Source organism: Staphylococcus sp. HMSC055C03 (assembly GCF_001809385.1).
In the GTDB taxonomy this organism is placed as follows: domain Bacteria; phylum Bacillota; class Bacilli; order Staphylococcales; family Staphylococcaceae; genus Staphylococcus; species Staphylococcus simulans.
In genome coordinates this window covers 308,384-330,649 of record NZ_KV797514.1, presented here as the reverse complement: position 1 = coordinate 330,649, position 22,266 = coordinate 308,384, and the positions used below count along the sequence as shown (strand labels likewise).

Annotated in this window: 20 protein-coding genes and 1 pseudogene; 15 read left to right on the top strand and 6 right to left on the bottom strand. The window is 35.3% G+C overall.

The window, feature by feature from the left end; all coding sequences use genetic code 11:
• Positions 1–15: 15 nt before the first annotated feature.
• Complete coding sequence (locus tag HMPREF2603_RS12035; protein WP_070463200.1) at positions 16–1,911, bottom strand: PTS mannitol transporter subunit IIBC; 1,896 nt, start codon at positions 1,909–1,911, stop codon at positions 16–18.
• A gap of 689 nt (positions 1,912–2,600) precedes the next feature.
• On the opposite strand from HMPREF2603_RS12035, the gene glmS reads away from it, so the two are divergent.
• Positions 2,601–4,406: a glutamine--fructose-6-phosphate transaminase (isomerizing) gene (glmS, locus tag HMPREF2603_RS12030; RefSeq protein ID WP_002481833.1), complete on the top strand. Its 1,806-nt coding sequence runs from the start codon at positions 2,601–2,603 to the stop codon at positions 4,404–4,406.
• 122 nt (positions 4,407–4,528) lie between these two features.
• Positions 4,529–5,386 (top strand): HAD family hydrolase, encoded by an 858-nt coding sequence (locus tag HMPREF2603_RS12025; RefSeq protein WP_060804024.1) that lies wholly within the window; start codon positions 4,529–4,531, stop codon positions 5,384–5,386.
• 55 nt (positions 5,387–5,441) lie between these two features.
• On the opposite strand, the gene HMPREF2603_RS12020 is transcribed toward HMPREF2603_RS12025, so the two are convergent.
• Positions 5,442–6,545, bottom strand: a complete 1,104-nt coding sequence (locus tag HMPREF2603_RS12020; protein ID WP_023016326.1) for a hypothetical protein — start codon at positions 6,543–6,545, stop codon at positions 5,442–5,444.
• A 129-nt stretch (positions 6,546–6,674) separates the two neighbouring features.
• Between HMPREF2603_RS12020 and HMPREF2603_RS12015 the strand changes: the two genes are divergently transcribed.
• Entirely contained in the window at positions 6,675–7,409 is a 735-nt protein-coding gene (locus tag HMPREF2603_RS12015; protein ID WP_060804025.1) for a metallophosphoesterase family protein, read from the top strand.
• A 92-nt stretch (positions 7,410–7,501) separates the two neighbouring features.
• On the opposite strand, the gene HMPREF2603_RS12010 is transcribed toward HMPREF2603_RS12015, so the two are convergent.
• Together HMPREF2603_RS12010 and HMPREF2603_RS12005 are read right to left on the bottom strand one after the other, a co-directional pair.
• A complete protein-coding gene (locus HMPREF2603_RS12010; protein ID WP_031262882.1) occupies positions 7,502–8,446 on the bottom strand; it encodes a cation diffusion facilitator family transporter in 945 nt (314 codons plus the stop codon).
• 12 nt (positions 8,447–8,458) lie between these two features.
• The gene (locus HMPREF2603_RS12005) at positions 8,459–8,764 is read right to left on the bottom strand and encodes an ArsR/SmtB family transcription factor (RefSeq protein ID WP_002481828.1); all 306 of its coding nucleotides are present in this window, start codon (positions 8,762–8,764) and stop codon (positions 8,459–8,461) included.
• Positions 8,765–8,934: 170 nt separating this feature from the next.
• Between HMPREF2603_RS12005 and HMPREF2603_RS12000 the strand changes: the two genes are divergently transcribed.
• The 11 genes from HMPREF2603_RS12000 to HMPREF2603_RS11950 all read left to right on the top strand — a co-directional run bounded on the left by HMPREF2603_RS12000 (position 8,935) and on the right by HMPREF2603_RS11950 (position 18,880).
• Positions 8,935–9,597, top strand: a complete 663-nt coding sequence (locus tag HMPREF2603_RS12000; RefSeq protein ID WP_060804026.1) for an SDR family oxidoreductase — start codon at positions 8,935–8,937, stop codon at positions 9,595–9,597.
• Between the two features lie 121 nt (positions 9,598–9,718).
• Positions 9,719–10,417 (top strand): FadR/GntR family transcriptional regulator, encoded by a 699-nt coding sequence (locus HMPREF2603_RS11995; RefSeq protein ID WP_060804027.1) that lies wholly within the window; start codon positions 9,719–9,721, stop codon positions 10,415–10,417.
• Positions 10,418–10,696: 279 nt separating this feature from the next.
• Complete coding sequence (locus tag HMPREF2603_RS11990) at positions 10,697–11,431, top strand: (Fe-S)-binding protein (RefSeq protein WP_060804028.1); 735 nt, start codon at positions 10,697–10,699, stop codon at positions 11,429–11,431.
• A gap of 1 nt (position 11,432) precedes the next feature.
• Positions 11,433–12,869 (top strand): LutB/LldF family L-lactate oxidation iron-sulfur protein, encoded by a 1,437-nt coding sequence (locus HMPREF2603_RS11985; protein WP_023016320.1) that lies wholly within the window; start codon positions 11,433–11,435, stop codon positions 12,867–12,869.
• Positions 12,869–13,561, top strand: a complete 693-nt coding sequence (locus tag HMPREF2603_RS11980; protein ID WP_060804029.1) for a LutC/YkgG family protein — start codon at positions 12,869–12,871, stop codon at positions 13,559–13,561. Before HMPREF2603_RS11985 ends, HMPREF2603_RS11980 begins: the two co-directional genes overlap by 1 nt.
• A gap of 518 nt (positions 13,562–14,079) precedes the next feature.
• Positions 14,080–15,018, top strand: coding sequence for a mannose-6-phosphate isomerase, class I (gene manA / locus HMPREF2603_RS11975; RefSeq protein WP_057510761.1), 939 nt, complete (start codon positions 14,080–14,082; stop codon positions 15,016–15,018).
• 20 nt (positions 15,019–15,038) lie between these two features.
• Positions 15,039–15,269 (top strand): hypothetical protein, encoded by a 231-nt coding sequence (locus HMPREF2603_RS11970; RefSeq protein WP_002481822.1) that lies wholly within the window; start codon positions 15,039–15,041, stop codon positions 15,267–15,269.
• A 140-nt stretch (positions 15,270–15,409) separates the two neighbouring features.
• A complete protein-coding gene (locus HMPREF2603_RS11965) occupies positions 15,410–16,786 on the top strand; it encodes an EVE domain-containing protein (RefSeq protein ID WP_023016316.1) in 1,377 nt (458 codons plus the stop codon).
• A gap of 123 nt (positions 16,787–16,909) precedes the next feature.
• Positions 16,910–17,308, top strand: a complete 399-nt coding sequence (locus tag HMPREF2603_RS11960; protein WP_002481820.1) for a thiol-disulfide oxidoreductase DCC family protein — start codon at positions 16,910–16,912, stop codon at positions 17,306–17,308.
• 268 nt (positions 17,309–17,576) lie between these two features.
• A complete protein-coding gene (locus HMPREF2603_RS11955) occupies positions 17,577–18,023 on the top strand; it encodes a Dps family protein (protein ID WP_060804031.1) in 447 nt (148 codons plus the stop codon).
• Positions 18,024–18,187: 164 nt separating this feature from the next.
• The gene (locus tag HMPREF2603_RS11950; protein ID WP_002481818.1) at positions 18,188–18,880 is read left to right on the top strand and encodes a D-Ala-D-Ala carboxypeptidase VanY; all 693 of its coding nucleotides are present in this window, start codon (positions 18,188–18,190) and stop codon (positions 18,878–18,880) included.
• Between the two features lie 66 nt (positions 18,881–18,946).
• On the opposite strand, the gene deoD is transcribed toward HMPREF2603_RS11950, so the two are convergent.
• On the bottom strand, positions 18,947–19,654 hold the full coding sequence (gene deoD / locus HMPREF2603_RS11945) for a purine-nucleoside phosphorylase (protein ID WP_002481817.1): 708 nt from the start codon (positions 19,652–19,654) through the stop codon (positions 18,947–18,949).
• Positions 19,655–19,902: 248 nt separating this feature from the next.
• Between deoD and deoC the strand changes: the two genes are divergently transcribed.
• Entirely contained in the window at positions 19,903–20,565 is a 663-nt protein-coding gene (deoC, locus tag HMPREF2603_RS11940) for a deoxyribose-phosphate aldolase (RefSeq protein WP_060804032.1), read from the top strand.
• On the opposite strand, the pseudogene HMPREF2603_RS11930 reads toward deoC, so the two are convergent.
• A pseudogene (locus HMPREF2603_RS11930) lies at positions 20,562–22,261 on the bottom strand (IS1182 family transposase). The gene deoC and the pseudogene HMPREF2603_RS11930 overlap by 4 nt on opposite strands.
• Between the last annotated feature and the right edge of the window lie 5 nt (positions 22,262–22,266).

The following is a 22,266-nucleotide window of genomic DNA, read 5'->3' as shown; positions in this document are numbered from 1 at the left end:
TAAAGAAGTTCTAATCTATTGTTGGTCTTCTTTAAGGTTATTAATCAATTCTTCATATTTAGGCGAGTTCAAGAAATTATCCACCGAAATATGAACAGCATCGGGTGCTTGTTTGATAGCACGGTCTGTCAATTTATTTTGCGTAATTACAAGTTGTGCATCGCTTGGTAATTGGTTGATCGCTGTGTTAGTGACCTTGATATGATCAAGACCAGCTTTCTTGAACTTGTTACGTAACATGCTGGCGCCCATAGCACTAGAACCCATACCTGCATCACATGCGAAAATAACATGATTAATATTGTCATAGTTATGAGCATCAACATCTTCAGTGTTGTATTGTTCAGTCAAGTCTTCTTGGCTGTTTGTTGCTGAAGCAGTTGTAGTTGAACCATTTTGGTCTTCTTTCAAGTTATTAATCAATTCTTCATATTTAGGCGAGTTCAAGAAGTTCTCTACTGAAATATGAATCGCATCAGGTACTTGCTTGATAGCGCGATCTGTTAATTTTTTCTGAGTAATAACAAGTTCTGCATCGCTTGGTAATTGATTAATCGCTGTGTTAGTCACTTCAATGTTTTCAAGTCCAGCTTTCTTGAACTTGTTTCTTAACATGCTGGCACCCATAGCACTAGAACCCATGCCTGCGTCACAAGCAAAAATGACATGTTGAACATTATTGTAATTGTGTGCGTCGACATCTTCAGTGTTGTATTTGTCTAAAAGGGCATCACCATCAACTTGTGAAGTTGAAGCGGCTTGTGTCTGCTCATTAGATTTGCTTTCTGTATTACCACTTAATTTAGATGCAACACTTGATTTTTTACCTTTAGTAGCTTCCATTTTAGCTGTAGCGTCTGCAAGATCTTGTTTAGGATCTTTCGTAAATTTCAAGATTAAAGCAGAAACCACGAATGAAACAAGTGCTGCTAAAAGTACACCAATAATCATGCTTAAGAATTCACCTTTAGGTGCGTTGATAATATAAACAATGATTGATCCTGGTGAAGCAGGTGTTTTAAATCCAAAGTCTAATAATGAATAAGTTGCTACACCTGTCATACCGCCTAAAATAACTGCTACGAATAAGAAAGGTCTCATCAATACGTATGGGAAGTAAATTTCATGAATCCCACCAAAGAATTGAATGATACCAGCACCATAAGATGTTGCTTTGGCAGTACCTTTACCAAAAATCATGTATGCGAGAAGGACACCAATACCTGGTCCAGGGTTAGATTCAATTGTATATAAAATAGATTGACCTACATGTGAAGCTTGGTCTGCACCAAGTGGTGTGAAGACACCATGGTTGATTGCATTATTTAAGAACACAATTTTTGCTGGTTCAACAATAATGCTGACTAACGGTAATAAATGTGCATGTACTAATGCTTCTACACCAACAGATAAAAGATGCATAATTAACTTCATAATAGGTGCTAAAATCTTAAAACCGAAAATAGTCATGATGAAACCTAAAATACCAGCAGAGAAATTATTGAATAACATCTCGAATCCTTGTGGTGTTCTAGGTTGGATGAATTCATCTGTTTTCTTCATAAGCCAACCAACAAGCGGCCCCATAATCATTGCGCCGAGTAACATTGGTGTATCAGGCAGTGCAACAATAACCCCCATCGTTGCAGTAGCTGCGATAATACCACCGCGTAAATCATGAATCAGACGTCCACCGCTGAAAGCAATTAGTAATGGAATCAGATAAGTAATCATTGGTCCTGCTAATTCAGCTAAATCTTTGTTAGGTAACCAACCATTATCAATGAAGATCGCTGCAATAAAGCCCCACGCGATAAATGCACCGATATTTGGCATAATCATACTGCTCAGAAATGAGCCGAATGCTTGGACCTTACGTCCAATCCCTTTATTTTCCTGTGAATTTGACATTGTCATCCACCTCTCTTAATAACTTTGATATAGCTCAATTTTAAGACTGACATGGATGCGGTTACAATCTAATCTAAATGGTACTTTGTCACAGAGATAATGACATTTATAAAATAGCCTATATATAATAGTAGAAACATAATTTGAAATAGAAAAAATTTGCAGTTAGCAAAAAACTTTAGAGTATAAGCGGATACAGGTTGTGAAAATAGTTGCATTTATAAAATCACTCATTGTAAAATACTTATATTACGTGTAAAAGGGGGATAGACAGGTTAAACCATAATTATAGCGCCCGTACAATGACAAGCTGGAATTTGCGTAGATTTATATCTTAGAGCAGAAGATGTAATAGCAAGCATAGCTTTAAATTGTCGACGAGGAAGACAGTGATCGGATTATCGGCGGATGCTGTCTCGGATAAGGTCAGTCGTAAGTTTACAAGGTAAAACATTGAGGTGACTCGATGCACAAAGTTTGTAAACAGACCCAAGTTTATATTTTTGAACGGTACTCACACAAGGGGATTAGTACGTCTATTTTGTAGAGTTCAAGTGAGAAGGGACTCTATAAAGTAAATTTAGGCGGAATCAATTTATATTCGATACAAAAAAATTTAATATGAAACTGAAAGATTCCCCCGTGAAAAGGGTAACCGTTAGGAATGAAGAATACGGAGGAATTGAATTATGTGTGGAATTGTAGGATATATCGGATATGATAATGCGAAAGAAGTATTGTTAAAAGGCTTAGAGAAATTAGAGTACAGAGGTTATGACTCTGCAGGAATTGCACTTGTGAATGATGAAGGTACGACAGTATTTAAAGAAAAAGGTCGTATTGCAGATTTAAGAAATGTAGCTGACAACAGTGATGTAGATGGAACAGTAGGAATTGGTCATACACGTTGGGCGACACATGGTGTGCCGAACTATGAAAACTCTCATCCGCATCAATCAGCATCTAAACGCTTTACTTTAGTTCACAATGGTGTGATTGAAAACTATGAAGAGTTACGTGATCAGTATGTATCAGATGTGAATTTCTTATCTGAAACAGATACTGAAGTTATCGTACAATTAGTAGAACATTTCTCAAATGAAGGCTTATCTACTGAAGAAGCTTTCACTAAAGTCGTTAAATTACTACATGGTTCTTATGCCTTAGCATTATTAGACGAAGAAGACCACGATACAATCTACGTGGCGAAAAATAAATCACCATTATTAATCGGTGTTGGTGAAAAATTCAACGTTGTTGCATCAGATGCTTTAGCAATGTTGCAAGTAACAAATGAATATAAAGAAATTCACGATCATGAAATTGTTATTGTTAAACGCGATTCAGTTGAAATCAAAGATTTAGATGGCAATGTACAAGATCGTGAAACGTACACTGCTGAAATCGATGCGGCTGATGCTGAAAAAGGTGTTTATGATCATTACATGTTAAAAGAAATTCATGAACAACCTGCAGTTATGCGCCGTATTATTCAAGAATATCAAGATGACAACGGCGACTTGAAAATGGACAATGCGATTATCGATGAAGTCGCACAAGCTGACCGTATTTATATTATCGCAGCAGGTACAAGTTATCATGCAGGTTTAGTAGGTAAAGAATTTATCGAAAAATGGGCAGGTGTCCCAACAGAAGTACATGTCGCTTCTGAATTCGTATATAACACACCATTATTATCTAAAAAACCATTATTCATCTATATTTCACAATCAGGTGAAACAGCAGACAGCCGTGCTGTATTAGTTGAAATGAAAAAACGTGGTCATAAAGCATTAACAGTAACAAACGTACCTGGTTCAACACTTTCACGTGAAGCGGACCATACATTATTACTACATGCTGGACCAGAAATCGCTGTAGCTTCTACAAAAGCTTATACAGCACAAATTGCAGTACTTGCTATCTTGTCTCAAATTGTGGCTAAACGTCATGGCCAAGAAGAAACTGTAGACTTATTACAAGAACTTGCGAAAGTCGCAAATGCGATGGAAGCAATTGTAGACGATGCTGAATACATGGAACAAATTGCGAAAGATTTCTTAGCAACAACTCGTAATGCCTTCTTTATCGGTCGTACAATTGACTATAATGTCAGCTTAGAAGGCGCATTAAAATTAAAAGAAATTTCATATATTCAAGCAGAAGGATTTGCTGGCGGAGAATTAAAACACGGTACAATTGCTTTAATTGAAGATCAAACACCAGTGATTGCTTTAGCAACACAAGAGAATGTTAATCTATCAATTCGCGGTAACGTAAAAGAAGTTGCTGCACGTGGTGCGCATACTTGCATTATCTCAATGGATGGATTAAACAAAGCAGGAGACACTTATGTCATTCCTCAAGTAAATGAATTGTTAACACCACTTGTATCTGTGGTTCCATTACAATTGATTGCATACTATGCAGCATTACACCGTGATTTAGATGTGGATAAACCACGTAACTTAGCAAAATCAGTCACAGTAGAATAATTGATTATTAACGAAACTGTCATTCTCTTTGCAGAGTGGCAGTTTTTTTATTTGAAGAAAGTTGCGAAAACAGTTTGAAAATGCCATAATCAAGGCGATAACAACAACTTGGAGGAAAAGTAATGGATAATGTAAAAGCGATATTCTTAGATATGGATGGAACGATTTTACAAGAAAATAATAGAGTATCAGATAAAACAACAGAAACAATCAAACAATTACGTCAAAATGGATACAAAGTCTTTATTGCGACAGGACGTTCATTTGATGAAATTGAACATTTAACACCTGAAAACTTTGAAATTGATGGTGTTATCTCATCTAACGGTACAAGAGGAGACGCAGAGGGTGTCACTATTTTTGAACATAGTCTGACATATGAAGCAGTAACTGAAATTGTAGAAAGTGCTAAAGCACAACATATTTATTATGAAGTCTTTCCATTTAGCGGTAAGCGTATGATTTTAAAAGAAGACCGTGAATGGATTGAAGCAACTTGTGCAGGCGATACACCACCGAATAATGTAGGTATCAGTGAATGGAATTCTCGTAAGCATGCTTTAAATGGCAACGTGAACTGGGTAGATACATTGCCGCAAATGCAATTTTCTAAAATTTATATGTTCACACCAGATTTAGAGAAAATCACGAAATTCAGAGAACATTTAATTGATGAACAGAAACAACTAGAAATCACAGTTTCCAACTCATCACGTTTTAATGCAGAAACAATGGCAGAAGGTATCGATAAAGGAACAGGTATTAAAGAAATGATTGAACACTTTAATATTCCTCAATCAGATATACTTGTAATTGGTGACAGTGATAACGACCGTTCTATGTTTGCTTTCGGTCATTATACAGTCGCAATGAAAAACGCACGCCCTGAAATTCAAGCACTGACAAAAGACGTCACTTCTTATACAAATGATGAAGATGGCGCAGCACGTTATTTAGAATCTAATCTTTTGAATCAATAAATAGAAAAAGCGTATGAAGGACTTGTTATAATTCCTTCATACGCTTTCTTATTGCTTATTTTTTAAATTCATCAGAACGTTCATCAATCTCTTTATTCTTTGATTGTAAGTGATCAAAAGTTGTATCTTGATAAACTTCTTTATCATTTTCTTTTGCAGTTTCTTTCGTTTCTGTTTCTTTAACAGGAGCTGTTGTTTCTTCTTGTTCTTTTTGTTCTGCTTTTGCTTGTTGTTTACGTTGTTGACGAGAAGGTGCACGGTGAGGTACAACCCCATCAGTCACTGTACTGAAGAATGCGATAATCGCATTAACGTTTAAGTAATAAACGACAATTCGTACGATGATAATAATGACTAGTAAAACAACTGTTAAAACGCCTGCCACATTTTGTGAAATACTTCTTGTAGAGAATGCGACAAGTTGAGAAACAGGTGTTTCTAGAATAATAACAATTAAATCTAATACTACAAGTCCAAGTAATAGTTTGAACCATGAATGATGACCATTTTTCATAGATTTAAATGCGTGTTTAACATCTTGGAATGCACCGGCCTGACGGTCTTTAAAGTATGCGACTGTATATGCAATCATGATGTATGTGAATGTCCAAATAAAGAATGATAATACAATCGCTAAAATAGTTAGCGCGATCAATTGAACAGCGATGTATACACCGACATGTTCCATAAAGTAACTTTGTCCGCTTCTCAACAACGCTCCGATACCTAAACTGAACAATTGAGTCAGTAAGTAACGAATCAGACTCAGTATCGCGATAAAGAGTAAAGTAAACAATGCTAATTTAACAGCTCTTAAATAGCTGCCTTTTTTAAATGCTTCTAAAGCATCAAGCAAGCTGACTTTTTCTTTATGGATACCTTTATAAATAATATTGATGGCACCTGCAGCCAGGTGATATCCAGCAAAAATAAAGAAAGCTAATGGTATGATAAGACTGATAATCACCGGTAATAAAATTTGCGGTGACATAGATTGATACATCATCGCCATAATAAACATCGAGATGCTCTGTGTTAACGGCTGTAATGTCAATCCAGTCAGTAATAGAAAGACAATAAATGTTAGAATACTAAAAAGAGCTATTTTAACATTTTGCGGTTTTGCGTTTTGTATTGCATGTTTATGAAATTTAAACAATGGCTTAGCACTCCTTTGATATGATATAAACACAATATCAAAAAAATGCTTGGTTTCAAATTAAAAAATCAAGATTATAAGCAAAATGTAATGTTTTGTTTCATTATAAACTTTAATGAGGGTGATAGTATGAAATTTGCAGTATTTACAGATGTCCACGGAAACATGGATGCATTGGCTACAGTCTTAAGAGACATTGATAGAAGAGGGGATATTGACCATATTTACAATTTAGGAGATATTATTGGAATCGGTCATAATACAAATGAAGTTTTAGGTATGGTCACTTCACGCGATGATATTACATCAATTGCAGGCAACCATGACGAAGCAATTATGTCAGTCATCAATCAAACACCATATCCAGAAGATTTAAAAGATAAGTTTTACGAACATCATCATTGGATTGCTGAACATTTAAACCCACAGTATTACGAGTATTTAAATCAATTACCGAGAACGTTTAACTTAGAAGTGGCCAGCCAAAAAGTATTAGGTATTCATTATGAAATTGAAAATATGATGTTAGAACAACCTATAGATAAAGTGCCGTTCAGTCCAATTGTTGAACCGACAGCATCGCATATGGCACATCTATTTAAAGATAAAGAAGCGGATTTGATTCTATTCGGTCATAATCATACGTTGCATCATTTTATTTATGAAGATGTTGCTTACTTTAATCCAGGTTCAGTAGGATTGAATCGTGCACCTTATACAGTATATGGTATTGTGACTATTACACCTGAACAATTCAATATCGAACATGTCAGAGTAGCTTATGATAATACACGTTTCATTGATGGCTTCGAACAAAAAGATGTGCCAGGCCAACAATTGATATTTGATAAATTTATTCAATAGAGAACGCTTATTAACAAAAGACTAAAAAACGATGTTTCAGTGATTGATGAGACGTCGTTTTTTAATATCATATAAATATTCATTTGAATGTTTTAAGGTGTCACGACATGTGAACATAATGTTTCGCGACTATGTTCATTTTGGTCAGACTCTAATTGAATCGTCATATGATGCACATTAAGTTCGTTTAATTGATGCTCAATACGTTTAAGCAATGCCTCGCACTCTTTGATAGATAATGTATCACTTACGACTGCATGACAACTGAATGCATTTAAATCATTAGAAATCGTCCAAATATGACAGTCATGCACATTTTGGATTTCTGTTTCAGCACGTACCGTTTCAACCACTTGATCAATATCGATATCTTTGGGTGTACCTTCCATCAAGATATTAAGTGAATCTTTGATTAAACCGTAACTACTTTTAAGGAGTAATAAAGACACCAACATACTTGCAATAGGATCAGCGATAGTAAAATGGAAAGCCCAAATTAAGAATGCGGCAACAATCGCACCTAATGAACCAAGTAAATCACCTAAGACATGTAAGAATGCGCCGCGCATATTAATATTATGTTCCGTATCTCCGCCACGCAACATAATCCAAGCCACTACAATATTGACCACTAAACCAATGACACTGATGATAAACATTTCAGTAGAGAGAACTTCAGGAGGTGCTGCAAATCTTCGAATGGCTTCAATCATAATGCCGATACTGATAACGAGTAATAAGACACCATTAAATAAAGCAGCTAAGATTTCAAAACGTTTATAACCAAAGGTCATGTTCATGGTCGCATGACGTTCAGCATATTTAAATGCGAATAATGCTAAGCCAAGAGAAAAAGCATCACTAAGCATATGTACACCATCTGATAGCAAGGCTAAACTGTTCGCAAAGAATCCTCCGATTAATTCAACGACCATAAAGGATGCGATAATAATAAAAGAAAAAGCTAAAACACGTTTGTTGTCGGTATGCACATGATGATGGTGATGATGTGCATGTTCATGAGAATGATTCATAATAAAACTTCCTTTCTAATCAACCGGGTGCTCTGCATGATGGATGGCTTGTGAAAGCAGTGTAACTACGTGTTGATCATCAAGCATATAAATTTTAGATTGACCTTGTCGTTGATCTTTAACTAATTCAGCATGACGCAGTACCTTTAATTGATGCGATACATTTGATTGCGAAAGTTTGAGCGTATGGCTGATGTGACCTACACTGCAAGGTCCTTGTTCAAGTAAATGCATAATTCGGATACGATTGGGTTCACTTAAGGCTTTGAAAATGTCCGTCACTTGTGCGAGTGTACGGCCGCTTAATTCTTGATGTGACATTACTTTCACTCCTCTTATTAATATATGAACATGTATTCATATATAATGTACATCGATTGTATGTATAAGTCAATATCAGAAAACAATGTCTGTTTTGGGTTAACAAATGAAGGGAACAGTCATAGCATATAACTAATAAAAAGAGTTAAAACAGATAAGGAGTGAAGTCATTGAGTATTTTATTCTTAGGTGCCAATGGTGGTGTTGGCCATTATGCAGTAAAACAATTAAAAGAAGCAAACCAAGATGTAACAGCAGCTTATCGTAAAGAAGAACAAGTGAGTAATGCAAAAGAAGAAGGTTATCAAGCAGAACTTGTAGATGTTGAAAATGATACGATTAATGACCTTACGAAGAAATTCAAAGGCTTTGAACAAGTGGTCTTTTCTGTTGGTTCAGGTGGCAGTACTGGTGCAGATAAAACAATCATTGTTGATTTAGATGGTGCAGTTAAAGCTATTGAAGCAAGTAAACAAGCAGGCGTGAAACACTTTGTGATGGTTTCTACATTTGATTCTCGTCGTGAAGCGTTTGATAGTGTACCAGAACTAAAACCTTATACTATTGCGAAACATTATGCAGATAATCATTTACGTGATTCAGGTTTACATTATACGATTGTGCATCCTGGTGCTTTATTAGATGATCCAGGTACTGGCAAAGTAACGATTGTTGCTCAGTTAGAAGAAGCAGGCAGTGTGCCACGTGAAGACGTTGCATCTGTCATAGTAAATGTCTTGAGCGACAAAGCATATCAAGGTGGAGAATTCCAAGTCGTTAGTGGCGATGAAGCAATTGATACAGCGTTGACTCAATATTATCAAAACAAATAATCATGATTATAAAATTTGTTTAGGAAGGTCTTTGATGGCCTTCTTTTTTATATGTAATATAGTAAGTTTATGAAGGAATTTGTTATAATTAAGAAGATAAAACTATGGAGGTCAAAAGTCGATGAAAATTTCGAAAACAAAGATATATGAAAAAATTGCCGACATCTTGTTAGAACAAATTAAATCTGGTGAATATGCTGTCGGGGACAAATTGCCTTCCATTCAAGCGTTAGCAAAAGACTATGGTGTCAGTGTGGCATCTGTACGAGAAGCTTTTAATGCGTTACGTACAATCGGGGTCATTGAAATCAAACAAGGCTATGGGACGTTCGTGACTAAAAAAGAACCGGTGTTCTTTGATTTGAATGAATCAAGTTTGACGCGCAAACAAATTGAAGACTTATTAGAGTTACGAGAAGTTGTGGAACTTGCGACAGTACAAAAAGCTGCGACACACCGAACAGATGAAGATTTAGAAGCGTTATCTTCTGCATTGCAATTGATGCAGAAAGCGGTAGGTGATGGAACATCAGGTGAAGCGGCTGATTTAAAGTTCCATTTAGCAATTGCCAGATCGGCACAAAATGATATGTTATTTGATTTATTGAATAATATTTCTGATGTGATTCAAGAAACAATGAAAGAAACGCGCAGAGTGTATTTATTTGATAAAGAGAAAGCATTACGCCGTTTATATGAAGAACATCAAAAGATATATCAAGCGATTGAACAACAAGATTCAGAAAAAGCTGTTCAACAAATGAAATCACATTTAGCAGAAGTACGTGATACAATTCTAGAAAATATTCGCCAAAAATAAACATTAGGAACAAGTCTCATGAAATAGAGGCTTGTTTTTATTTTGCTTAAAAACTGTTCGCGAAATCAAAAAAGTTTGAACAAATTGTTAAACATCTGATGACTAGATGTTTAAATAGCGCTATAATGTACGAGTAATCGTTTCTATTCTTAATCTAAACAGTAATTGTTGTGGGGATGATTACTGCTGCTTTCATGATTAAGAATCTAGAAATCATTAAAAATTTAATAGGGCATATACGTTCACGTAACATGCGCGAGCGGGGAAAGGGTGTAAAATATGAAAGTCAGTTTATTCTCAACTTGTTTAGTTGAAGCTTTCCATACACGCATTGGTGTTGCGACAGTGGAATTGCTTGAAAGACTAGGCTGTGAAGTAGATTATCCGACAGCACAAGTATGCTGCGGACAACCAGCATACAACTCAGGTTATTTTGATGATGCAAGACAATCAGCTAAACAAATGATTAAAGCATTTAAAAATTCAGATTATGTTGTCGCACCATCTGGTTCTTGTATTACTATGTTTAAACATTATCCAAGTTTATTTGAAAAGGATCCTGTAATGCATAAAGAAGCTGTCGCATTGGCAGATAAATCTTATGAGCTTACTCAATTTATCGTTAATGTATTAGGTGTAACAGATGTTGGTGCATCATTAGAAGGTAAAGCAACAATTCATCCATCTTGTCATATCACACGTGTATTAGGCGTTGTGAATGAACCGAAAGAACTATTAAGTCATGTGAAAGGATTAGAATTAGTAGAATTACCTCAGTATTATAACTGCTGCGGTTTCGGTGGTACATTCGCTGTAAAAATGGCTGATGTCTCTAGTGAAATGGTTGATGAAAAAGCACATTGCGTTGATGAAACAGGGGCTGATTACTTAATCGGTGCTGATGCCAGCTGTTTAATGAATATCGAAGGACGTTTAAAACGTATCAATAGTAAAGTAAAAGTACTTCATATTGCGGAAGTGTTGAATCATCAACTTGAAGGGGCGGTGCATTAAGATGGGTATGCGTATCGGAGAAAAAACATTCAAAGAAGCCTTCAAAGTTGAGAAACAAAATAAATTCATGCGTGGTGCAGTAAGTTCTGCACAAGATGGCTTAAGAGTTAAAAAATTAAAAGCACAAGAAGAACTTGGCAACTGGGAAGAATGGCGTCAACTTTCTGCAGAAATTCGTCAACATACATTAGAAAACTTAGATTATTATTTGAATCAGTTATCTGAAAATGTTGCGAAACTTGGCGGTCATGTATACTTCGCAGAAACAAAAGAAGAAGCTTCTAACTATATTGCTGAAGTAGTTAAAAAGAAAAATGCTAAAAAAATCGTGAAGTCAAAATCCATGGTTACTGAAGAAATCAATATGAACCATGTCCTACAAGATACAGGGGCTGAAGTTGTTGAAACTGACTTAGGTGAATATTTACTACAAATTGATGAAGAAGATCCGCCATCACATATCGTTGCACCTGCATTGCATAAAAACCGCGGTCAAATCCGTCGTGTGTTACATGCGAAAGAAGGCTATGAAGGTACTGATGATCCGACAGAAATGGCACGCTTTGTACGTAAAATTATGCGTGAAAAATTCTTAGCTGCAGAAGTCGGTATTACAGGATGTAACTTTGCGGTTGCTGATAGTGGCAGCTTCTGCTTAGTTACCAATGAAGGTAATGCACGTATGTCTACAACTGTACCTAAAACACAAATCACAGTTATGGGTATGGAACGTATCGTACCATCATTTAAAGAAATGGAAGTATTAGTCGGTATGTTATCTCGTAGTGCAGTAGGTCAAAAATTACCAAGTTACGTCACTACATTAACAGGTCCTCGTGGTGAAGGTGAAATCGACGGACCAGAAGAATTCCATTTAGTTATCGTAGATAATGGACGTTCAACAATTTTAGGTACACAATTCCAAGAAATCTTACAATGTATCCGTTGTGGTGCATGTATGAACGTATGTCCAGTGTACCGTCATTCAGGCGGCCACAGTTATGGTTCTATTTATCCAGGACCAGTCGGTGCAGTTTTATCACCATTACTCGGCGGTTATGAAGAATATGGTCAATTACCATATGCATCATCACTATGTGCCGCATGTTCTGAAGCATGTCCAGTTAAAATTCCGCTTCACGACTTACTCTTAAAACACCGTCAAGTCGAAGCAGAAGAACTTAAAAAATCAGCATTAGGTGAACGTCTGGTTATGAAAGGTTTCGGTATCGGTACAACTAAACCGCATCTTTTCCAATATAGTATTAAAATGGCAGGACCAGCCCTCAAACCGTTTGCGAATAAAGACGGTTGGGTTGAAAAAGGTCCAAAACCATTACACGCTTGGACACAATCCAGAGATTTCCCAACACCTGAAAAAGAACGTTTCAATCACTGGATGAAAGAACATTTGAAACAGAAAGAGGGTAATCACTAATGACTGGTTCAGTTTCTAATAAAGACAAATTCCTAGCAAATATTCAAAACGCCTTAGAACGTAAAACACCAGAGAAAGTCATCAAACCTGAATGGTCAGTTCAACCACAATACAAAACTTTATCTGACTTATCACAAGATGAATTAGTCGACCACTTAGAACAAGAATGTAAAAACATTCATACTGCATTTGTGAAAACAACTACAGCACAATTGAATGAAACATTGAAAGAAACAATTGAACAGTTTGGCGGCAACCCAGTTGTACGTTTTGATGATCCACGCTTTGATCAATACCACATTGATTTAAGCGCATTTGAAACAACAGTATGGGATGAAGCACGTCCTGAAGAAAGTAAAGCAGCAGCACAAACTGCACAAGTGGGTATTACTTTCAGTGATTATTGTTTAAGTGAAAGCGGCACAATCGTGCTATTCTCAGGCAAAGGACGCGGTCGTGCAGTAAGTTTAATGCCTGAAACTTATATTGCGATTATTCCTAAATCGAATATTGTTCCAAGATTTACTCAAGCAGCAGACGGCTTATTCGATAAAAACGAAGAAGATGCACGTTTCCCATCATGTGTAAACTTCATTACTGGTCCATCTAACTCAGCTGATATCGAAATGAATTTAGTTGTGGGTGTACATGGTCCAGTGAAAGCGGCTTATATTGTTGTAGAAGATATCTAGAAACCATAAATTAATTATATAAAAATGCATAAATCCCCGAACCATACAATTAACAGTATGACTCGGGGATTTCTCTGTATTTAAAAAGACCTAAGCTTTTCCAGGGCTTAGGTCCTTATGCAAATTTTTTATCAGTGTGAGCTGCATCAGCAACCCGTTCGATATTAATCATTTTTATTACCTTATGTAGCATATGTTAAGGTATTATTAACATACTTCTATTATAAAGGGTAACAGACAGCTAGCACAAGCAATAATTAACAGAAAATGTAGATTTAATAGAGAAAATGATAAAAAATATCAAAAGTATAAAAAAGAATGTGAAAAAAACATACATTGATTGAAATTTTGATGATTAAGTTTTGTAAAAAAATTATGGATACTACCACCCTGAACAAAATATTGTTATAATATGCTAGATAACGCTAACATGAATGAATCCATCAAGAAATCAGAGATAAAAATATCGATACATAGTAAGGTACGGTTTGAAAAAGTAGCGGAGGTGGACAGTTTCAATGCCATTGTTTTTAGACCCGATTTTTAAAGAAAGAATTTGGGGGAGTCACCATTTATCAAAATATGGTTATTCATTACCTGAATCAGATATTGGAGAAATATGGACGATTTCTGCGCACCCACATGGTGACAGTGTCATTTCAAATGGTCCATTTAAAGGTCAAACACTTAGCTATGTTTGGCAAACACATAAAGAATTATTTGGAGATTTTCCAAGTGCTCAATTTCCATTAATGGTTAAAATGATAGATGCACAAGAAGCGTTGTCGGTACAAGTACATCCAGATACTGCTTATGCCTATGAGCATGAAGACGGTGATTTCGGTAAAAAGGAATGCTGGTACATTATTGAAGCGGATGAAGATGCTGAAATTATCTATGGTTTGAATACAGAGTCTAAAGATGACTTTGTAGAAGCTTTAGATCAAGGTGAACACCAGGATTTATTTAAACATATCCCAGTTCAAGCAGGTGACTTTTTCTTCGTACCTAATGGTATTGTCCATGCGATTGGTAAAGGATTAGTCGTGTATGAAGTAACACAAGCTTCTGATGTCACATATCGTATTTATGATTATGAACGTGTAGATGCACAAGGGCAGCCGCGTGATATGCATATCGATAAAGCCAAAGATGTCGTTGAAGTACGTGAAGATAGTCCGAATGTGATACCAGAATCAGAAATTATTGAAAATCATAAACGAACAACATACATTACACATGATGCCTTTACAGTCGTTAAATGGGAAATCACAGGAACATTAAATTATATGAAGCCAAGAGAGTTTTGTTTAGTCACAGTGTTACATGGCGAAGGCCAATTGATTACAGATGGTGATGTTTATGAAATTGCGTCAGGCAGCAGTTTTATACTGACATCTGAGGATTTAGATAACATCTTTGAAGGTGACTTAACAGTTATGATTACGTATGTTTAAAGAAACAGAGGTGTAACAGCATGCGCAAGTTTTTATATATCACTTTAATTTGCGGTATTTTATCAGGTGCAGGGGTCTTTATGAATTTCCCTAAGTATCCAAACTTGATGATTCCAGCTGCGTTTTCAATTTTAGGAATTCTATGTGTATTACTTACTATTCCAGATAAACAAACGAGCAACATGTTGAAGTTAGGCGGATTTTTAATTAATTTCATGCCGTTGATGGCAATTTTACTAATGCCGAGATAATGAGTTTGACTTGTATCAAAGAGAGGCATTTGATATAAATAGCTAGAATGAGATTTGCAATATAGGGTTGAAGCTAACAGCCGCGAAATGCGTATATTGCACTTAAATCAATATATTTATGAAGAAGGAGCAGTATCAAAATGAGTGAAGAAACAAACTATTTCTGGCTGAACTGTGGTTATAATCGTTGGAATCATAATGAACCTTTAGTAGGCCAGACGACATTGTTTGAATCAGGGGCACAATTCAATCCTACGCAAGGCTTTCGAGCATTTAAAAAAGCAAAACCAGGTGATAAAGTCATCTTTTATCAAGTTCAAACAGATGCTGGTTTGCTTGGAAGCGGTGAAATCATCAGTGTCCAAACAGGTGCACAACACAAAATCCGCGTACAATTTCGTTTAACTGAAGCTTTGAAACCATTAACTGCAGATTACTTAAAACGCAGTGAACAGTTAGAATTTCGTATCAATAACATGAAAGAAACATTGTTCAATCAAATCGCTAAAGAAGAATTTGAATTAATTGAACAACTTGGTAAAGGGACTACACAAGTGCCGAGATACTTCTTCTTAGCTGAAACCAAAGACTTTGAACCGGGTGAAACGTATACATTATTTACACATACGTTCAACGGCATTAAACGTAACGGCTATCATTACTACACGCAACTTGAAATTGGCGATAAACTTGTTTTTTATAACCGTAATGCGGATCATTCTGTGGTAGGTTTAGGTGAAGTAACACAACATATTCGTGAGTTGCCGCCAATTCAAGGACGTACAAATAGTACTGCAATTGAAGTCCGCTATGATGAAGATATCAATCCGGTAAATTTAGCGACGTTAAATAAACATCCAAGATTAAAGAACTTATACTACTTACAAGAAAATGCCAAACAGGCCATCGCAAGTATGTCTCAAGCACAATTCGATGCGATTCTTGAAATGAGTCGCAATGATAGTGTGAAACCACAATTTGAAGCCATCAAAAAAGATGATGCTGTAGCACAAACAGAAGATGAAATTAAACCATTTATTTTATTAGTGATTCAAGATAAAGATCGTGCAGAAGGCTTAAAAGCTGCAGAGAATCTACTACAAAAAACCAATGCAAAACCTGTTATTACCACAGGACATCCTGACTTCTCTGAAGATATGTTGTATGGAAAGTATTTACCAAATGAAGCAGGAGCGCTTTATTACAGAGAAGGTTTCATTACAGAATTGATGCCGAGAACAGATCGCAGCTATTTAGTCATTGATAACTTCAATCGTATTGATCCAGATATTTTCCAAACGTATATCAATGTGTTAGAAGGCTATGAAGTGACATTGCCACGTTATAATCGAGATGGTTCTATGATCAGATGGTCACGTGATAAAGATTCTTTCTATCACTTTAATCCAAACTGGCATATCATCGGTGTCACATATGATGATTTAGAAACGATTAAACAAAAATACTCAGAACAATTCTTAAAATATGCACGAATTGTCAAAGTAAATCACGACTAATATAGATATGAGTCTTAGAGGGTTACGTCCCATCTAAGACTTTTTTTAATGAAAAATTAATGGTAATTCTAAACGGGTATATTAAATAATAGATGAAAGACTGAACGAGAAAGGAGTAATAGAATGCCGATTATTTATTATGATGCAAACTGTGTGTATTGCTATAACTATGCGATATGGTTAATTAGACACGGTTTATCTAAAAGTTATGAGTTTGCGACATTAAAAGGTACTGCAGGCCAAGAATTAGAACGCAGACATCCAGGCATATTAAAAATGAATACTGTCGTACTGCAAGAAGGGGACCATCTTTATTTCAAATCTACAGCTATCGCAAAATTGTTGATGTCATTAACAGAAGAAAAATGGATAGGTGTCCTATTAACGCTTGTACCGAAACCATTGCGTAACTTCGGTTATGATTTATTTGCGAATAACCGAGATAAGATGTGGCATGCAGAATGGCAAGAACCTACTGATTATGAACGCTCATTCTTTATTGAATTGCCTAAGAATATTTAATTGAGAATGAAAATAAAATGAACTACTTGTTTATAATGGGCAAGCATTAAATGTCACATCCTTTTAAATGGCTTAGTAATAAGTGTTATTAATGTGTTAAAAGCTTCCAAGCAGGGTAAAGTAATAGAGAAAGCAGATACAACATCTTAGAACTCTAGTTTATAATAATTTTAAATTAGAGGAGATATAGCTTTACAGATTAGAATGATTATAATATAATAACTATTACAAAGAGAGAAAACGACAACTTAAAGGAGCGATTATTTTTATGGCAAATAAACAAGATGTAGTAAATGTATTAAACGAACAAGTAGCAAACTGGACAGTATTATATACAAAAATTCACAACTTCCATTGGTTTGTGAAAGGTCCTCATTTCTTCTCATTACACGTTAAATTTGAAGAATTATATAACGAAGCAAGTGAACACATTGATGAATTAGCAGAACGTATCTTAGCAATCGGCGGCAGCCCAGTTGCGACATTGAAAAATAGCTTAGATGTAGCAATTGTAGATGAAGCAGAATCAGAAAAAACTGCTGAAGATATGGTTCAATCAATTTCTAAAGACTTCACTAACATTTCTGAACAACTTGCTAAAGCAGTAGAAGTTGCAGGAGATGCAGAAGATGATGTATCTCAAGATATGTTAATCGCATTACAAACATCAGTTGATAAACACAAATGGATGTTCCAATCATTCCTAGGCAAATAAGCACCAATCAAATAACTTATAATGATAAAACCAAGCCGTGGTCAAGAAGAACCATGGCTTGGTTTTTCTTTTGTGAAAGTATTTTAAAGTTTCATAAAAGGATGTTGAAAAATATATTATGCGTTCTATAATATAGATGTGAAAGTTGATGAGGTGATAACGGGATGAATAAATTAATTGCGGGTACTTTGGCTGCTAGTTTATTATTAACAGCTTGCGGCAGTACATCAGAACAAAACGACAACAAGGAGAACAAGCAATCAGCACAACAAGACACTAAAAAAGCACCACAACCTAAACAACAACATCAAGTGAACAAGAAAAATGGTGTGACAACTGTTGATGGTTTAATGTTAGTGAATAAAAAGGTATCGATTTCAAAACACTATAATCGTGGAGAAAATCAAACAGCGAGACAACATTTAAATGAAATGATGCAAGATGCGAAAAAAGAAGGATTAAATATTGTCTATCGCAGCGGATTCAGATCTTATCAAGAACAAGTCGGACTTTATAATAGTTATGTGGCTCGTGATGGTCAGAAAGCCGCTGATAAATATAGTGCTAGACCTGGCTTTTCTGAACATCAAACAGGCTTAGCTTTCGATGTGGGCACACCACCAGGAAATAAAGATTTCTTAGAAGCATATGGTGAAACACCTGAAGGTAAATGGCTTGCTGAACATGCGCATGAATATGGTTTTATTCTTCGATATCCGAAAGGTAAAGAACATATTACAGGTTATCAATATGAACCTTGGCATTTCAGATATGTCGGCCTTAAACATGCGAAAGACATCCATAATCAACATCAGACATTAGAAGAATATCTAGATTATGGTTATGATAAGAAATAATATTAAATGAAATTATAAAAAAAGGCGAAGCTGAGTTGAGCTTCGCCTTAAAATATATTGAATAGATTATGCGATTTCTAACGCAATTTCCATCATTTGTGTAAATGAGTTTTGACGTTCTTCAGGTGTTGTAGCTTCATCACGTAAGATGTGGTCACTTACTGTGAAGATACCTAATGCTTTTTTACCTGCATAAGTTGCGTTTAAGTATAAACCTGCAGATTCCATTTCAATACCTAAAATACCCATACGTTGCCATTGTTGGTTGAATGTTGAGTCAGCGTTATAGAACGTATCAGAAGAAAGGATATTACCAACATGAGTCGTTGCGCCGACTTTGTCTGCAACATTTTTAGCTTCGACCATTAAATCAAAGTCAGCTAATGGTGCGAAATGACCAGGAATGTTGTATTGATCTACATAGTTAGAGTTTGTAGAAGCACCTTGTGCAATAATAATATCGTAAAGATTTACGTCTTCTTGTAATGCACCACATGAACCGATACGAATAATTGTATCTACATCAAACGTGTTATAAAGCTCATATGAATAGATACCAATACTTGGAATCCCCATACCTGAACCCATTACTGAAACTTCTTTACCTTTATATGTGCCTGTATAACCGAACATATTACGAACTTCGTTAAATTGTACGACATCTTCTAAATAATTATCTGCGATATATTTTGCGCGCAGCGGGTCACCTGGCATTAAAACTGTTTTCGCGATTTTAGCACCATTTGGTTGAATATGCGGTGTACCTTGAGTCATATTTATCTGCTCCTTTAATAAAAAATAAGTTAAGTTAAAGATAACACGCAAGCCTATAATTTGCGAGAATTACTATACACAGTTGGGCTTATTTAATGACAATTCAGGTATGATTTCATTAAAAGAGTGAAATTGAAACAAGTTGAACATCTCTTATATTTTAGCGAGTTAAAATATTTGGTAAAATGATAATTGAATACGTTATATTATATGTGAAAGTAAACAACCAAATTGGAGGATGTATACAAATGAATTATGCGAAGTATATTGATCATACTTTATTAAAACCAGATACTACTTTAGAACAAATTGATAAGTTGATTGAAGAAGCAAAGGAATATCAATTTAAATCTGTATGTATCAACCCGACTTACGTGAAACATGCGGCAGAAGCATTAGCAGATTCTGACGTACTAGTATGTACAGTCGTCGGATTCCCATTAGGCGCAAATACAACAGCGACAAAAGCATTTGAAGTAGAAGATGCAGTGAAAAATGGTGCAGATGAATTAGATATGGTTATTAATATCGGTGCATTAAAAGACAAACGCTATGATGAGGTACAACAAGATATTGAAGCGGTTGTTAAAGCTGCTGATGGTCGTACCGTTAAAGTGATTATCGAAACAGTGTTACTGACAGATGAAGAAAAACGTAAAGCATCTGAATTAAGTAAAGCAGCAGGTGCACACTTTGTGAAAACTTCTACTGGCTTTGCTGGCGGCGGCGCGACAGTTGAAGATGTAAAATTAATGAAAGAAGTCGTTGGCGACACATTAGAAGTCAAAGCTTCAGGCGGCGTTCGTAACTTAGAAGACTTCAAAGCTATGCTAGATGCAGGCGCAACTCGTGTAGGCGCAAGTGCTGGTGTACAAATTATTCAAGGATTAGAATCAGATTCTGATTATTAAATGAATAAGTGGTTAAATCTATGAAAGGGGCCGGGACATAATTGTTCTGGAATCTGATAAAAAGAACGACTTTCACATATAAAATGAAAATCGTTCTTTTTTATTTTGTTCAAGAAATTTTCAGCTCGTAGAGCTGCTAATTTCCTAATATTCACGGCCGTACATGCTATGCCAACTTTTGTTTCAACTTTTCGAATACCCCTTACATACATTCGAGTGAAACCCCAATTAGCCTTTAGCTTACAAAAAAGTTACAACATCAATTTTTCTTCTTTTATAAATTGATGAAGTTTTTGGATCTGAAAGCTTTTCTCTTTTGAAATGTTTATAGTATTCCCAAACCATATTTCCTCTGATTGTTTTTTAAGGTATCAAGTTTGGTTTTTGGATTCATACACTCATCTCTATGTGGACAACTCACACAGTCATAACATTTGTACTCTTTAAATTGGCATTGATATCCATACTTATCGTTTCGAAATCTATATCCAGAAAAGAATAAAAGCCTATCATGAGGACAAATATATCTGTCATCTTTCTCATCATATTCCAAATTTAATGAGTTATAAGTATTGTGTTTATGCTTTCTTTTCTGTTCTTTTAAAAACATGCCGTACGGCATCAAAGACGTTCTATTAAATACATCTATTATCATTCCATAATTACTTTCACTGCCATATCCTGCATCACATACAATATTTTCTGGTAAGTCACCATTTATTTCTTGAATTCTATATAAAAACATTTCTAAGTTTCTTGTATCTGTTGGATTCTGATAGACACCAAACGCTAATGCAAATTGATTGTTGGCTCCCACTTGAATATTATATGCAGCTTTTAATTGACCATTTCTCATATGATTATCTTTCATTCTCATAAAAGTTGCATCGTGATCTATTTTGGAATAACTATTTCTACTACCTAAAATTCGTTTTTGTTCTTCGTATTTCACATTTTTCTCTTTACACTCACTTACTACCTTTTTATATTTTTTCAAAAGCGTACGTTTTGAACGAATTATTTTTCTTTTTCCAGTATCCTTACTAGCATCAATTTCTTCAGTTAATGCATCAATTTTTTGAATTAAGCAATCTTCGATTGCCTGTAATTCATGGACTTGTAGTTCTTCAGATAATTCCTCTTTTAAACTCGATAAAAGTTCATTTACCATTAAGTCGTCGTATACTTCTTTCGATTTCTTTATATTAGCTTTACTATACCGTTCTGTGTTGGCCTTCCAAACAAAAGTATATTTATTTGCATCAGCTTCAATTTTTGTGCCATCGATGTAAACAGCATCTTCATCTATATAATTGTTAGTCACTAAAAACTCTCTGAATTCTGTAAAACATTCTTTGATTAATTCATTGGTTTTAGGATTAGAACGGAAACGATTAATAGTTTTATAACTAGGTGTCTGTTCTTGAGCTAACCACATAAACCTAATGCTGTCCTTTAAAGCAAATTCAATTTTCCGACCGGAAAATATCGAATTACTACATGCGTATAGAATTATTTTAAGCATCATACGTGAATTATAAGATTAAGCACCTCTACGATTTTGATATCTAATAAATCTATCTTCAGAAATCCCTTCTACAATTTCATTAACAATTAATGCTGTGTCATTTTTAGGAAAATTAAAGTCAGTCGTTAGTGGCAGTGAGAGTTGAGACATGTTATAATTTTTATACATAAAGT

Bases quoted from the DNA above. Each gene is read 5' to 3' on its own strand.
- HMPREF2603_RS11995 (WP_060804027.1), top strand. From the start codon at position 9,719: ATGAAAATTTCGAAAACAAAGATATATGAAAAAATTGCCGACATCTTG.
- HMPREF2603_RS11955 (WP_060804031.1), top strand. From the start codon at position 17,577: ATGGCAAATAAACAAGATGTAGTAAATGTATTAAACGAACAAGTAGCA.
- HMPREF2603_RS11990 (WP_060804028.1), top strand. From the start codon at position 10,697: ATGAAAGTCAGTTTATTCTCAACTTGTTTAGTTGAAGCTTTCCATACA.
- HMPREF2603_RS11960 (WP_002481820.1), top strand. From the start codon at position 16,910: ATGCCGATTATTTATTATGATGCAAACTGTGTGTATTGCTATAACTAT.
- deoC (WP_060804032.1), top strand. From the start codon at position 19,903: ATGAATTATGCGAAGTATATTGATCATACTTTATTAAAACCAGATACT.
- HMPREF2603_RS12035 (WP_070463200.1), bottom strand. From the start codon at position 1,911: ATGTCAAATTCACAGGAAAATAAAGGGATTGGACGTAAGGTCCAAGCA.
- HMPREF2603_RS11970 (WP_002481822.1), top strand. From the start codon at position 15,039: ATGCGCAAGTTTTTATATATCACTTTAATTTGCGGTATTTTATCAGGT.
- HMPREF2603_RS11950 (WP_002481818.1), top strand. From the start codon at position 18,188: ATGAATAAATTAATTGCGGGTACTTTGGCTGCTAGTTTATTATTAACA.
- deoD (WP_002481817.1), bottom strand. From the start codon at position 19,654: ATGACTCAAGGTACACCGCATATTCAACCAAATGGTGCTAAAATCGCG.
- manA (WP_057510761.1), top strand. From the start codon at position 14,080: ATGCCATTGTTTTTAGACCCGATTTTTAAAGAAAGAATTTGGGGGAGT.
- HMPREF2603_RS12005 (WP_002481828.1), bottom strand. From the start codon at position 8,764: ATGTCACATCAAGAATTAAGCGGCCGTACACTCGCACAAGTGACGGAC.
- glmS (WP_002481833.1), top strand. From the start codon at position 2,601: ATGTGTGGAATTGTAGGATATATCGGATATGATAATGCGAAAGAAGTA.
- HMPREF2603_RS11980 (WP_060804029.1), top strand. From the start codon at position 12,869: ATGACTGGTTCAGTTTCTAATAAAGACAAATTCCTAGCAAATATTCAA.
- HMPREF2603_RS12015 (WP_060804025.1), top strand. From the start codon at position 6,675: ATGAAATTTGCAGTATTTACAGATGTCCACGGAAACATGGATGCATTG.
- HMPREF2603_RS11985 (WP_023016320.1), top strand. From the start codon at position 11,433: ATGGGTATGCGTATCGGAGAAAAAACATTCAAAGAAGCCTTCAAAGTT.
- HMPREF2603_RS12025 (WP_060804024.1), top strand. From the start codon at position 4,529: ATGGATAATGTAAAAGCGATATTCTTAGATATGGATGGAACGATTTTA.
- HMPREF2603_RS11965 (WP_023016316.1), top strand. From the start codon at position 15,410: ATGAGTGAAGAAACAAACTATTTCTGGCTGAACTGTGGTTATAATCGT.